This is a genomic window from Acidithrix sp. C25, assembly GCF_904848545.2.
In genome coordinates, this window is sequence record NZ_CAJHCI020000007.1 from 33,894 (window position 1) to 46,751 (window position 12,858).

General features: G+C 48.4%; 14 protein-coding genes and 1 pseudogene. 5 read left to right on the forward strand and 10 right to left on the reverse strand.

Features of this window, described 5'->3' with window-relative positions:
• Positions 1-31: 31 nt before the first annotated feature.
• Positions 32-886, reverse strand: coding sequence for an LLM class F420-dependent oxidoreductase (locus tag ACIDITHRIX25_RS81765; RefSeq protein WP_052606897.1), 855 nt, complete (start codon positions 884-886; stop codon positions 32-34).
• A 351-nt stretch (positions 887-1,237) separates the two neighbouring features.
• On the opposite strand from ACIDITHRIX25_RS81765, the gene ACIDITHRIX25_RS81770 reads away from it, so the two are divergent.
• A complete protein-coding gene (locus ACIDITHRIX25_RS81770) occupies positions 1,238-1,705 on the forward strand; it encodes a RidA family protein (protein WP_200891316.1) in 468 nt (155 codons plus the stop codon).
• A gap of 32 nt (positions 1,706-1,737) precedes the next feature.
• Here ACIDITHRIX25_RS81770 and ACIDITHRIX25_RS81775 read toward each other — a convergent pair whose 3' ends face one another.
• From ACIDITHRIX25_RS81775 to ACIDITHRIX25_RS81800, 6 genes and pseudogenes are all read right to left on the reverse strand, one after another.
• Complete coding sequence (locus ACIDITHRIX25_RS81775; RefSeq protein ID WP_152626155.1) at positions 1,738-2,616, reverse strand: DMT family transporter; 879 nt, start codon at positions 2,614-2,616, stop codon at positions 1,738-1,740.
• A gap of 189 nt (positions 2,617-2,805) precedes the next feature.
• Positions 2,806-2,991: a hypothetical protein gene (locus ACIDITHRIX25_RS81780; RefSeq protein ID WP_201731827.1), complete on the reverse strand. Its 186-nt coding sequence runs from the start codon at positions 2,989-2,991 to the stop codon at positions 2,806-2,808.
• The gene (locus ACIDITHRIX25_RS81785; protein WP_201731828.1) at positions 2,992-3,822 is read right to left on the reverse strand and encodes a zinc ribbon domain-containing protein; all 831 of its coding nucleotides are present in this window, start codon (positions 3,820-3,822) and stop codon (positions 2,992-2,994) included. It lies immediately after the preceding gene.
• Complete coding sequence (locus ACIDITHRIX25_RS81790) at positions 3,741-4,256, reverse strand: hypothetical protein (protein ID WP_201731829.1); 516 nt, start codon at positions 4,254-4,256, stop codon at positions 3,741-3,743. Before ACIDITHRIX25_RS81790 ends, ACIDITHRIX25_RS81785 begins: the two co-directional genes overlap by 82 nt.
• 42 nt (positions 4,257-4,298) lie before the next feature.
• Positions 4,299-4,466, reverse strand: coding sequence for a hypothetical protein (locus ACIDITHRIX25_RS81795; protein ID WP_201731830.1), 168 nt, complete (start codon positions 4,464-4,466; stop codon positions 4,299-4,301).
• 34 nt (positions 4,467-4,500) lie between these two features.
• Positions 4,501-5,126 (reverse strand): annotated as a pseudogene (locus ACIDITHRIX25_RS81800) (IS607 family transposase).
• A gap of 194 nt (positions 5,127-5,320) precedes the next feature.
• Between ACIDITHRIX25_RS81800 and ACIDITHRIX25_RS81805 the strand changes: the two are divergent.
• Together ACIDITHRIX25_RS81805 and ACIDITHRIX25_RS81810 are read left to right on the forward strand one after the other, a co-directional pair.
• On the forward strand, positions 5,321-6,223 hold the full coding sequence (locus ACIDITHRIX25_RS81805) for a DUF3298 domain-containing protein (RefSeq protein ID WP_201731831.1): 903 nt from the start codon (positions 5,321-5,323) through the stop codon (positions 6,221-6,223).
• A 146-nt stretch (positions 6,224-6,369) separates the two neighbouring features.
• Positions 6,370-6,972 carry a biotin transporter BioY gene (locus ACIDITHRIX25_RS81810; protein WP_052606137.1) on the forward strand — a complete coding sequence of 201 codons (603 nt, stop codon included), beginning with the start codon at positions 6,370-6,372 and terminating at the stop codon, positions 6,970-6,972.
• Between the two features lie 54 nt (positions 6,973-7,026).
• On the opposite strand, the gene ACIDITHRIX25_RS81815 is transcribed toward ACIDITHRIX25_RS81810, so the two are convergent.
• Positions 7,027-7,743, reverse strand: a complete 717-nt coding sequence (locus ACIDITHRIX25_RS81815) for a leucyl/phenylalanyl-tRNA--protein transferase (RefSeq protein ID WP_052606127.1) — start codon at positions 7,741-7,743, stop codon at positions 7,027-7,029.
• A gap of 45 nt (positions 7,744-7,788) precedes the next feature.
• Here ACIDITHRIX25_RS81815 and ACIDITHRIX25_RS81820 point away from each other — a divergent pair, with 45 nt between their 5' ends.
• Both ACIDITHRIX25_RS81820 and ACIDITHRIX25_RS81825 read left to right on the forward strand, forming a co-directional pair.
• Complete coding sequence (locus tag ACIDITHRIX25_RS81820) at positions 7,789-9,348, forward strand: acyl-CoA carboxylase subunit beta (RefSeq protein ID WP_249685793.1); 1,560 nt, start codon at positions 7,789-7,791, stop codon at positions 9,346-9,348.
• Between the two features lie 49 nt (positions 9,349-9,397).
• Complete coding sequence (locus ACIDITHRIX25_RS81825; protein ID WP_052606123.1) at positions 9,398-9,595, forward strand: hypothetical protein; 198 nt, start codon at positions 9,398-9,400, stop codon at positions 9,593-9,595.
• 355 nt (positions 9,596-9,950) lie between these two features.
• Here the strand turns inward: ACIDITHRIX25_RS81825 and ACIDITHRIX25_RS81830 are convergent, their stop codons facing one another.
• On the reverse strand, positions 9,951-10,733 hold the full coding sequence (locus tag ACIDITHRIX25_RS81830) for a GGDEF domain-containing protein (RefSeq protein WP_152626058.1): 783 nt from the start codon (positions 10,731-10,733) through the stop codon (positions 9,951-9,953).
• A 62-nt stretch (positions 10,734-10,795) separates the two neighbouring features.
• Entirely contained in the window at positions 10,796-12,781 is a 1,986-nt protein-coding gene (locus ACIDITHRIX25_RS81835; RefSeq protein ID WP_052606119.1) for an ethylmalonyl-CoA mutase, read from the reverse strand.
• Between the last annotated feature and the right edge of the window lie 77 nt (positions 12,782-12,858).

Here is a 12,858-nt window from a genome sequence, read left to right on the forward strand (position 1 = left end):
AAGCAGTGGCTCGCTCAAGCAGCGCTCGTGCCTAGCCCATTTCTTCATTTAGGGTTGCTATGAGCGCGGTTATCCTATCTAAATACGACATGATTGTGTCGTAGTCTGCACTCGGTAGCCAAAATAGAACTCTAGATACCGAGTGCTTTTGGTATTCGATTATCTTTTTGGCTGAGATTGGAGCACCATAGAGATAGATTGGCGGGATATCACGTCCGACTTGTTGGGCGTATTCTTTGAAGGCTTGAACACGAAGGCCGAATTCCTCAGTTGTGTTTCGAGCAATAGGCATCCAGATGTCGCCGTAGTCCAAGGTTCGAGCAAATGCTGATTCGCCATCGCCACCTACGAGTATTGGTGGATGAGGGCTAGTAAGAGGCTTTGGCCAACTCCAGATGTTGTCAAAGTTTACAAAGTCACCATGGTATGTGGCGTTGTCGTTCGTCCAGATCTCCTTCATGGCTTCAATGCGCTCTTTTAGAAGTTTGAACCTTGAAGTTGGTTCCGTGCCATGATTTGACATCTCTTCACGATTCCAGCCAGCCCCGACTCCAAATTCGAATCTGCCCCCAGAGAGATAGTCGAGTGAGGCCACCTCTTTGGCTAGGACGATTGGATCTCTCTCCACGACTAATGAGATGCCGGTGCCAATCTTTAGAGTTTTAGTCTTAGCCGCAACGATCGAGAGTGCTACAAAGGGGTCGAAGGTGTGGGCATATTCTTTGGGTAGTTCGCCGCCACCGGGATATGGCGTCGTTCTTGATGCGGGAATGTGAGTATGTTCGGGAAACATAAGGCTAATTAGCCCCCTGTCTTCCATCTCTATCGCGAGGAGTTCAATTGGAATGGAGTATTGAGTCGGAAATATCAGGGCGCCATATTGCATAGTCTGATCTTAAACGCCATTAGTCCACCGTCGGATCGAAGTTTTCTATTTTTGCGTAGTTGACGAGAGTCATGGCTGGGTGAGCCTTGCATGGTTTTCTTCTGGTTTTGTGCTCGGATCCACTTTCGGTCCACTTGGGTTTTTATCTCCTCCTTGAAAAAATAGGCGGGTTGTGATGGTTGATATCGTCTCGGCCGTTGATTTCAATTGCCTACTTTTACTGTTTTGTCCCTATTGGAGCTTGCCAATAGGCGTAGATGATCACAATTTCAATTCGAAATCCCATCGAAGGGAACTGGCTAATGCAGAAGTTCTTTGAGTTCTTGGTGGAATCGGCCTATTATTTGTTTTGTGAATAAAATCAACTTTGAATCCCGCATATTGGACCTTGGCTATATTATTCCGGAGGCACCCGCTCCTCAAGGAAGTTATCTCCCTTGCAGGGTAGTTGGGAATCTTGCCTTCATGTCTGGAGTGCTACCAATGGAGGCTGGTGTGATATCTCACAGTGGCATTGTGGGTGTCGATGTTACTCTAGATGAGGCGAGAGCTGCAGCTCGAATTTGTATCTTTAATTTGCTCTCTAACCTAAAGGCAGAGATTGGGGATTTGAATCGGATCGAGGCGATAGTCCGATTGGGAGGTTTTGTAGCATCTGCTGCCGACTTTGGAGACCATCCAGTTGTCATTAATGCAGCTAGTGACCTTTTGGTTGAGATCTTTGGCGACGTTGGGCGCCATAGCCGGGCCGCTGTAGGGGTGGCTAGTCTCCCTCGAAATGCATGTGTTGAGATCGACGCAATTATTTCGTTCATCTAGCTCTATTTAAATCGTAAAGACTGATTTTTGGGCTATTGGCCGACGGATCGGATTGCTCCGAAGTAGAGGCCCACTCCTAAAAGGGCGATTCCGATCACATCGGCCAAGGGGTTGCCGCCGTTTTGACCAAGTATCAGGGCGCTAACCAATGCACCGACTGGAATCAACCCCGGAAAGAGGCCGACTAGTTCTACACGTATTCGTGCTAGGCCGATATACCAGGCTACGAAGGCGCCGACGGTAACAAAGAGGCCTTGGAAAACCAGCGCGATAATCTCTTGATGGGTAAAGGTGTTTGGTGGCTTTGATGGCTCGAAGATAAAGTGAATAATTATCAGACTTATTGATGCTATAGAAGTTGTCCAGAAAGAAAGTGTATATGGACCGACTTTTTTGACAAGTGGAACGCTGAAGATCGAAAAGCTTGCATCTCCGAAAAGGGCGAAAATCGCCCATAAAATACCAGCAAGGCCCGCCTTCGAAGCCCCTTCTATGATTGTGGTTCCGGCTAAGACTATGCCAGCACTAATGATTGGCCTGATAGTAGGTCGTCGATTTTCGATGAATGGACCAATGATTGCGATCAGGACTGGTGCAGCGCCGATAATTATTGCTACCGAGGGCGCTGTAGCACTTTTGAGTGCCTCAAGCGACGCAACTGAAAATCCCACGAGACCAAAGGCAGATACCACGAAAAGGTAAAACTTGTCCTTGGCGGAAAATTTTAGGTTTTTGGATCTTTCTGGTCTAGCTAAAAAGTAGAGAATGATTGCGCCAACGCCATAGCGTATAGCTTGACTTTGAAAGACAGGTATGGTTATCAAATATGTAGAGGCGGTTATCCCGGCTCCTACGGTGAGCGTCGCGAAGGCGGCCATGATGTAGCCGCTGTAGTTTTTAGGTTGGGTCACAGCTTTTAATAAAGCATAAGGATCCTGTGGACAACGATGGTCTCCTAGGGAGATTTAATCGCTCTAAGTTACCCATTTCGCCAAGAACCCTAGTGTGCTGATAGTCACATTGGGACTTGGACCTGCTTTTGTAGGGCGATTTCGCCTGTGCGCGTTATAGCTAGTACCCGCTCCGAAATACATATACATTCATATGCACCTCTTTTGTTTTCGCTCTCCAGACGCCTTTGCGTGTTCTGCCACATCCACGGGGACAGAACTAGGGCGAGTCGGTGGTTGCACACCTCCCACGTCCAACTCGCGTTGTCGTGGTATCCTTGGAGTCCTGCCGTGAGCGCTAGCCTTGGCATCTTCGAGGATGTTCCGGCTTTCCATTTAGCGTAGGAACCTCGCGTCAAGAATCTTTCTCACTTCCGTGTAGGGAGTGAACCGGTCGATCTGGTGATCTTGGATCCTTGATTTGATGTTCATGGAGGCTACGTGATCTGCATCGCCCTGCCAATTGCAATCCCAATAGGGGTTACGACAGTGAAACACATCCCCGCTTCGGTTGTCGAAAGAGACATACCCACACGTTGGATTAGGAGATGTTTGGCTGGTGTAGGCCGCGTTGACCGTTTTAATGCCGGAGGTTCCGACATGCGCATGTACCATAATGCGTTCTTGGTTCTCGTCCCTTGCCCACGATGAGCAGAGTCGAGATATCTTCTTAGACTTAGCCTTACCCCCTAGGTGAGACAGATCTTCGGTGATGATTTCTTTTGGCCGTTGTGATGGATGTTGGGGAGCTCGTCCATTAGCTCTGGTGCGATTGCCCTCTCCGTAGACCACTTCTTTGATTGCAGCGCCCGAAATTGTCTGTAGTTGTGCCTTTGCACGCCTGAGTCGAGCTTTTTGTTTCTTGGTCCCTAGGTTATTTCGTGAGATGTGCTTGGTTCTTCTGGAGCCAGCATCTCTCTTTGATAGAGCGTGAAGTTTGTTCCTTGCCTTGCCGGTCTTATGCCTGCGCTTAGTCATGGAACTAAGCGCTCGGCCATACTCGTCGCCATGATGAACTCCCGAGTCATCAGTGCAGACCTCGGTGATTCCCCAGTCGAGCGATACAGCGGGGCCGGTGGCCTTGGCTAGAGCTGCAACGTCGTAGCTAACGTGAATGAAGGCCCGCTTGTTCTCTTCATCAAGTACGACCCTGACATTCCCCGACACACGAGAAATGCCAGACAGGGGTAGCGAGATGCGTTTGTTGCGAGTTGAGCTGACAACTTTGACATAGCGTCGGTCTTGCCTTTAGCTGTGTCGTTGTCGACCACTGAATACAAGGTAGAGTCCAAAGACATAGAGTGAGACTTGATAACGGTTGGCCAGCTACCATCGAGTGCATCTCGAATGACGCGATGTAAGTACGAGGCTATCTTTGCACCCGTTTCGGGGGAGGTAGTCACAGTGGAGATCTCTGGCACGCCGCCACCCATGATTTGGCCAATAGCCGAGTATCTCGTTAGACAAGCATAGGCATAATGCCTCTCATCTTCGTCTGTGAAGCGTCTCCACACCCTTGCCTTGACGTTAGCTCTTACAAAGCAGGACTCGATGTGGCGAATACAGGTATCCACGGCGTCAAAGGCAGCTTGGTCTACCAAATGGACGTTGATGCCCTCTGGGTATAAGCCCTGTGCCTTTGCTTAGTCACGAAAGCTTTTGCTTCTATCAAGCAGCCTCCATAGGCTAGTCTGGCGCAGATGAGCTACAAAGACGCGCTTTGCGTCGCTATAGTGCCCAATCACAGAGCGCGTCTCGTCATACTTGTTCTTGTTCAGTGGCAACGTGGCTAGACGTACCGTGCGCTTCATAATGCTAACCATAGAGTGAGGCTCGGAGATCGGATCATGGAGTTACCTCTTTGGCCACCTCTTGAAGCCGTTCCATAACCTTTTTGTTTTTATGGTTACGCGATCCATATAGCCAGCCCGAGAAGACGGTTACGATTTCAATGACATCGTTTGTCAGATCTTCTTCAAAGGTTGAATCCTCGCTAGCGTTGATAATGATTACTTCGACTCCAAAATGCTCACAAAGAGACAAAACAAGCTCTGACCCAAAACGAAGCAGTCTGTCCTTGTGACTGAGCACCAGTCGTCCAACCTCGCCGGAGCAAATCCAAGAGATAAGCACTTTTAGTCCACGCTTATGATAGTTGAGTCCTGACCCTACATCGGAGATGACCTCATAGCTCCACCCGTTTGCGGCGCAATAGCTCTCTAGGAGAGCCACCTGGCGAACCAAGTCGTCTTTTTGAGCGTTGGTTGACACGCGGGCATAGGCGATGGTAGCTCTGGTGGATGGAGCTTTATGAGAGTAATAGCACGAAGCTTAGATAGGTCATAACGCCTTCTGCCTCCTTGTGTGCGTATAGGAGGATCGATACGTCCTTCTGCTTGTCATCACCGTAGCGTCACGGGGTGTACCCCAAGCTCCTGTGCTGGCACCCCAATAGGCACTAACCTCGTCATATAGGCATTATAGTAAACTTCGTTTAAGAGTGCTCAGCTGGAGAGTAGCAGTAGCGAGCCCCAAGGGCTAATAACTAAGGTGTTGTTGTGGAATCGGCCCATGAAGGTGCAAAGTTTCATAGAAATCGGTGATTTTTTAGCACGTGACATACTAGCCATATAGATAGGGGCTATTTGCGTCGATGATATATCATATGACTCAACTAGTATCTTTTAGGGTGATAACCCCCCGACGTGTTTTGTTTGTTCCTCTAGCGATGAGCATTGGTGCGTTGATCGGAGCTTGTGGAAGTACTACTTCGTTGGCAGCGGTCGCTAAAACTACCACAACTGCGGCCTCTGCATCCCCAACGCTGGTCGCTTCGCCACTATCTCCAACAGGCTCAACTTCAACTACATTGCCGTCGACAACTACGACATCGCCATCGGTGGTGCCAACCCAAGTTTCTCAGACTTATAGTAAAAGTGGTTCATCGCCTAGTTTTTCGGTTAATATTTCATATCCCGTGATATCGGGTATGACGTCGAGTTCTGCTCAGAATGGTATCAATAGTCAGATCTATGGGGCTGTGGCTAGTTGGGCAAATTCCTTCATGCAAAATGTTGCGATGGCTGCATCGAGCGGCTCGGGCCCAAATGGAGTGTCTAACCTAACCGGTTCCTATAAAGTTACTCTTTTGGACGCCAGATTGGCATCTTTCCAATTTGTATTAAACACGGCTGCCGCAGCAGCCTCCGCTCCCAATACCAGCATCCAAGCCCTGACCTTCTCATTGGCAAGCGGAACTGTACTGTCGCTTTCTGATCTATTTGGTACTAATAATTCCTTTCTTACGACCCTTTCCAATCAAGCTCGAGCCCAACTAACTACTCAATTGGCGGCTCAAGGGGTACCTTCCGCTCAGATCCAAAGCGCACCGGGGTTAAATCCGCTGCTTTCTAATTTTGCTGCTTTTAACATAACTTCCAACTCGTTGATCTTGGGATTTTCACAAGGTCAGGTCATATCAAGTGCCATTGGCGACCTAACTGTCAATATTCCCCTGGTTGACCTCAAGTCGATTATTGATCCGACTGGACCGCTCGCAAATCCATAAGTTGATATTTTGATGGGCGGTTCGCCGTTGCCTTACTTTTTCATAAACCGTGATAGCTGGGATTGTTTTTAATGAAGCTCTTACTAAATTAACGACAAGTTCAACCAAGGCATTGCTTGGTGGATCTTTTAGTACGAGGAGATATTTTGAATAGCACCAGAATACAGAGAAGAGATATAAGGGTTTTGTCAGACTTTGTCTCGACTAACGCCATCTCTGATGTGATAGCCGTGATGATTTATGCGAGCTTCATTGGTTTGTCAGCTCAGGTTGTAATCCATCTACCGTTTACCCCTGTTCCGTTTACTGGACAGACCTTTGCCGTTGTGCTTGGAGCAAGCGTACTTGGTATGTCACGAGCACTCTATGGATCAATTCTGTACCTATTTGCAGGGCTTATGGGAGTTCCGTGGTTCGCAGGCGGCAGTGGAGGCTTTAGCGTAGCGTCAACACCAACTTTTGGATATATCGTTGGCTTTCTATTTGCATCAGCACTCGTTGGCTATCTCGCCAATAGAGGATTCGATAAGAAGATCCCAAGTACGATTGCCCAGATGGTTATCGGAAATGTGGTTATCTATCTCTTTGGCGTAACCTATCTGAGCTACTCTCTCAATCTATCGCTAGCAAAGGCGATATCGCTGGGTGTTGCTCCTTTTGTCCTTTCTGACCTGGCTAAGGTTCTCCTTGCAGCAATATTGTTGCCAAGTGCCTGGAAGTTCCAAAACTGGTTCAGCTCGCATAGGTAGTCGCCCCAAAGTGTTTAGAGTGATCTAGGGAAGAGGACGAGCTCAAAGAGCAAATCAGTCGCTTCCCTGGCTCTCACTATCGATTATCTCCAAGTAGACATTCCAAGGGATCGTAGTCGCTCCCATGTACTCAAGATGGGGAGTAATCCATTGGGTGTCAATCATAACCCAACCCTTTTGCTCAGCTAGGTCCATTAAAGCTAAAAGCGCAACTTTAGATGCATCGTTTCTTTTGTGAAACATAGATTCACCTGCGAAAAAATCTTCGAAAGCTACTCCATAGAGCCCCCCGATTAGTTCAGTGGGGTTTTTCTTGTCCCATACTTCGATCGAATACGCTTCACCTAGGTGGTGCAGTTCGCTATATATCTTGACTATCTTGTCGTTAATCCATTTACCGGGGCGGTCTGCCTCTGCGCAGCTTTGGATAACTTGGCTAAAGTCGTAGTTAACGGTCACTGTCATCGATTTAGCCGAATGGCGAAGACTCTTTGGAACCTTTATTAATTTGGAGTTGATTGGCGGCGGAATTGAGATTACACCTCGAACTTTAGGAAAGAACCAGCCATAGATGTAGTTTCCGAGGCCAAGATGGTCAAGTGGCATTGCGAATAGACCGATCCGATATCCATGGCGCACCATCTCCAAGGTTGGAGGGTCACTTAAAAATAGGAGGTCGCCCTCGAGCTTAAATGCCATATTGGCCACTTCGGATGCAGTGATATTCATGAATGAGTCAAAAGACTTTGGTGATAATGGTGATGTTGCCATTGAAATTGATTTTCTAATTGTTGCGGGCGATTATTGTTATGATATATGTCCGAACAGAACATGTCCGATAAAATTGCGGAACTAAATACCCGTAGGGAACAAGCTTTACACGCGGGAAGCGCTCGCTCGGTCGAGCGACAACATCAAAAAGGTAAATTGACTGCTCGTGAGCGCATCGATTACCTCTTAGATGAAGGATCATTTCAAGAGCTAGACATGCTTGCGCGCCATAGGGCCCACGGCATGGGACTAGAAGACAATCGCCCATATACCGATGGAGTGGTAACGGGTTTTGGGACGATTGAAGGCCGGAGAGTATGTATCTTTTCCCAAGACTTCACGGTCTTTGGTGGTGCGCTTGGCGAGGTCTTTGCTGAGAAGATTCATAAAGTTATGGATTTGGCGACTTCGGTCGGAGTTCCCATGATTGGCCTCAACGATGGCGCTGGTGCGCGCATCCAAGAGGGTGTGGTCGCGCTGCACTCTTATGGTGGAATCTTCTATCGAAATGTAGCATCCTCTGGCGTCATACCTCAACTCAGTGTGATTTTAGGGCCATGCGCGGGTGGAGCAGTCTACTCCCCAGCGATGACAGATTTTATCTTTATGGTAAAAGAGACCTCGCATATGTTTATTACCGGCCCAGACGTTGTAAAGACAGTTACAGGTGAAGACGTTACTCTTGAAGAGTTAGGTGGCGCAATGAGTCACGCTACCAAGAGTGGTGTGGCTACTTTTGTCTATGACGATGAAAAGCAATGTTTGGATGAAGTGCGCTATCTGCTCTCCTTCTTGCCATCCAATAACCTAGAGATGCCTCCATCCCAGGAGCCAACTGACGATCCGGAGCGACTAACTCCAGAGCTGGCAGAGATGATGCCAACGAGTTCCAACCAACCATACGATATGAAGAAGGTAATCTCTACCGTATTAGATGATGGCGACTATCTAGAGTACTTTCCGCACTGGGCTCAAAATATTACCTGTGGATTTGGCCGACTGAACGGAAATGTCGTAGGGATCGTGGGAAATCAGCCAGCGGTATTGGCTGGAATTTTGGATATTGACTCTTCTGAGAAGGCAGCACGCTTCGTGCGAACCTGCGACTCCTTCAACATCCCAATCGTGACCTTCGTGGACGTTCCAGGGTTTATGCCCGGGGTGGATCAAGAATATGGCGGAATCATACGCCACGGTGCCAAGTTGCTCTATGCCTATTGTGAGTCGACTGTCCCTCGAATTCAGGTCATAACCAGAAAAGCATATGGCGGGGCATACGTCGTTATGAACTCCAAGAGCGTAGGCGCTGATTTTGCCTTCGCATGGCCCTCTGCCGAATTGGCTGTTATGGGTCCACAAGGAGCGGTCGAGGTCGTCCATAAGCGCGAACTTGCGGATTCCGTGGATCCAAGTGCTCGTCGAAAAGAATTGGTTGATGAGTATGTGGACCGCTATGCAAATCCTTACGTAGCGGCTGAGCGTGGCTTTGTGGACGATGTTATCGACCCAGGAGAGACCCGAAGGGTGCTCATAAAAGCTCTAGCAGTTTTGGCGACTAAAAAGGAAGAGCTTCCACGTCGCAAGCATGGCAACGTTCCACTTTAGGAGATTGCGCTAGCGTTCTAGATTTCTAAATTATAAGAGAGTGTCTAAATTGAAGGTTACCCAAGTCCCAATTACCGATGAGGAGGCGCTGGCAGTCGTGGTTAGCGCATATCTTCAGATCTTGTCTTCCGAACAGGGGCAGGGATCTGCTCCAGCATCAGATAGCTATTCTTCGATGGTGGGGTGGAGGTTCTCGGGAAGGTGGTGGAGCCTTCCAGTTCCAGCAAGGCGGTCGCGTCCCTGGTAGCCGCTCTAATTTTCAATAGCACCCCAGACCGCAAGATTTTGGTTGCATTGGGGTGCTAAACGAACGGAGCGGTTCTTGTAACTTTTCTTTTACCTTTGCGTGGATCGCATAAATTAGATAAGTGATAGGCAAGTAAATCGTAATAAAGTCATAATAAAGCGCGTACTTTGATGGGCAGTTGCTATTGCCAGTTACTTACCCTACCTATCATGACCAGAACTCTATAGAAAAGTTTCGCGCCAACTTATTCAACTTTTAAAAATAGATTGTCATGTGTCGGCTTGACCTATTGTTGCCTAGAGATTGTCGGACTGGGCATCAAAATTTACAGTTTTGATGGCGCCCGCGATCTTTACTAGGCGTGATATGGAACTGTCGGCGCGACTATTACCTTACCGATTCCGGGCTCATTGGATGCGGCCAAGGCGTGCTCTAGAGCTAGGGTCGACCTTCCGAAGAGCTCCTGGGGTGCTGCCCCGTTGGTTGGATATCCAGCAACACCAGCAGATATCTTATGCACTATCGTACTTCCAGCTTTGATCTGGGCCACCTGGACTCGCTCGGCTACCCAAGCAGATCCCTCTTCATCGGTATCCTCTAGGATTAGTCCAAAGCGGTAGTCCCCAATTCGGGCTACGACGTCAGCTTCGCGCAGGGTAAGCCTTAGCAGGGATGCGAAACTTATGATCGAAGATGCAATCTCTTCATTTGATGGAGTCACCTGATCGATAAAGGATAGCTGAATTTGAACTACAGTTACTGGCCAAAGGCGTCTGCGAGCAGTTGCTACCTTGGCTTCTAAAATTGCCTTGAAGACAGGAAAGGTGGAGAGACCCGTTTCGGGATCAGTGCCTAGATGCGTTTGGCTTAGATCTGATGGCGTATTTGTCTCTGATTTTTCAACACCCTTATCGAAGTCTTTGGTCGATATGATAATCTTCTGTGCTTCGCGACGCTCGTCTTCCTGGGATGTGATTTTTGCACCAATCTGGAGCATCGATACCACAGCTAACGCTACCAATAGCAAGCTAACCAGGAGTACTGGGGCGTAAAAATATCCTATTACGCCCGCTACAACTGCGCACAGAAGGAAGACTATTGGGAGACGAAGCTTATTCACTCTTTTAGTTATCGGCACTTTTCCTCCAAGCTTTTAGCTATTTTTGGAACTTGATTAAATCAATTGCTATCGAAAGGAGATTATTGACCATGTCGATGTTTATCGACCAGCATCATAATATCCTCCATTATCTGCGTCATCTCAAAGTTCTTTGGTGTGTATATCGCACCCACGCCAGCATTGTGTAAATATTGGTGATCGACCTCGGGGATTATTCCTCCGGCTATGACCAAAGCCTCAGAGCCGAGGTGTCTCATTTGTGAGATGATTTCGGGGATTAGTTCTAGGTGGGATCCAGAGAGGATAGAGATGCCAACGACGTCAACGTCCTCATCGATAGCGCCTTGAGCGATTTCTAGAGGCGATAGACGAATTCCTTGATATATAACTTCAAAGCCCGCATCTCTGGCCGCTACGGCTATCTGTTCAGCTCCATTTGAATGTCCATCCAATCCAGGTTTGGCAATTAATATGCGGGGCGGCCCACCTTGCAGGCTGGCAGCAGCCACCCGCAGGGTTGCCATCTTGTCGCCTTTGGAGCCCGATACCTTTGAGATACCAGTTGGAGCCCTAAATTCGCCAAATATCTCACGTAGTGTGTCGGCCCATTCTCCTGTTGTACCACCGGCGATCGCTAAGGCTATAGAGGGTTCCATAATGTTGGTGCCACTTTTGGCTGCTTGTGCGAGATCTAAGAGCGCCTGTTGCACGGCTTGGTTATCGCGATTTTGCCGCCAATTCGCGATCTCTGTTCTCATCTTCTCCTCTATTGCCGAATCTACGACTAGGTGGGAGGCCTCCTCGTTGGCAGTGAGTGGGGATTTCTCGGTCTCTCTGAATTTGTTGACGCCCACGACGATTTGATTTCCCGCTTCGATTTTGCGAGTTCGATCGGCTTGAGATTGAACCAGGCGCCCCTTCAATTCATCGATGGCGTCAAAGGCACCACCTAGGGCCAAGATCTCATCTAGTTCCCTTTTTGCATCCTTGGCAATTGAGTTGGTCAATCCTTCAACGACCACAGAGCCCTCAAAGATATCTGGATAATCAAGTAGATCTGTCTCGTAGGCGAGGATCTGTTGAATTCGTAAAGACCATTGTTGATCCCAAGGGCGAGGGAGTCCCAATGCTTCATTCCATGCGGGTAGCTGGAGAGCCCGCGCTCTGGCATCGCGTGATAAGGTGACTCCAAGTGCCTCTAAGACGATCCTGGTCATATTGTTTTCAGGCTGTTGCTCTGTCAGCCCGAGCGAATTTACTTGGACGCCGTACCGAAATCGCCTAAGTTTTGGATCGCTGACTCCATATCGATCGAGACAGATCTCTTCCCAAAGCTTAGAAAAGGCACGCATCTTCGCGATCTCTTCAATGAAACGAATTCCTGAATTTACAAAGAATGACATTCGTCCAACCACTGCAGGAAATTCATCGCTGGTCAGTTGCTTTGACTCGGCGACTGCATCCAGTATCGCTATCGCATTTGCAAGGGAGAAGGCAATTTCTTGTACGACTGTGGCACCAGCCTCTTGGAGATGATAGGAGCAGATGTTGATGGGATTCCATCTCGGAACGTTGCGAACGGTATAGGTGATCATGTCGACGATGAGCCGACGTGAATGCTCTGGCGGAAAGATAAATGTACCGCGAGAGAGGTACTCTTTTATAATGTCGTTTTGTGTTGTTCCGGCTAGATCTTTGGGGGCAACCCCGTGATTGGTCGCATTTGCAATGTAGAGAGCGAGCAACCAAGGCGCAGTGGCATTGATCGTCATCGATGTGTTCATATCTTCCAGAGGAATTTGATCCAACAGTTCTGACATGTGACCAAGGTGAGCGACAGGTACACCAACTTTGCCAACCTCACCCTTTGCTTGGCTTGAATCAGGGTCTAAGCCAATCTGGGTTGGAAGATCAAACGCTATCGAAAGGCCAGTTTGTCCTTTTGTGAGATTTGTTCGATATAGCAAATTAGATGCTTTGGCGCTCGAATGTCCGGAGTAGGTTCGAAGTACCCACGGTTTGTCGGGCTTTGGAAGTCGAAATTGGAAACTGTTATCTTCTGTCATAATTAGAACTTCAACCTTGTGATGTGGCGCAACCCGACTGAAAGAGTGGCTTATCCTTGTGGATAAGTTCCTACGTA

Excerpts from the sequence above, each read along its gene's own strand:
- ACIDITHRIX25_RS81765 (WP_052606897.1), bottom strand. The coding sequence starts at position 886 with ATGCAATATGGCGCCCTGATATTTCCGACTCAATACTCCATTCCAATT.
- ACIDITHRIX25_RS81780 (WP_201731827.1), bottom strand. The coding sequence starts at position 2,991 with ATGGAAAGCCGGAACATCCTCGAAGATGCCAAGGCTAGCGCTCACGGC.
- ACIDITHRIX25_RS81795 (WP_201731830.1), bottom strand. The coding sequence starts at position 4,466 with ATGAAGCGCACGGTACGTCTAGCCACGTTGCCACTGAACAAGAACAAG.
- ACIDITHRIX25_RS81805 (WP_201731831.1), top strand. The coding sequence starts at position 5,321 with ATGACTCAACTAGTATCTTTTAGGGTGATAACCCCCCGACGTGTTTTG.
- ACIDITHRIX25_RS81815 (WP_052606127.1), bottom strand. The coding sequence starts at position 7,743 with ATGGCAACATCACCATTATCACCAAAGTCTTTTGACTCATTCATGAAT.
- ACIDITHRIX25_RS81820 (WP_249685793.1), top strand. The coding sequence starts at position 7,789 with ATGTCCGAACAGAACATGTCCGATAAAATTGCGGAACTAAATACCCGT.
- ACIDITHRIX25_RS81835 (WP_052606119.1), bottom strand. The coding sequence starts at position 12,781 with ATGACAGAAGATAACAGTTTCCAATTTCGACTTCCAAAGCCCGACAAA.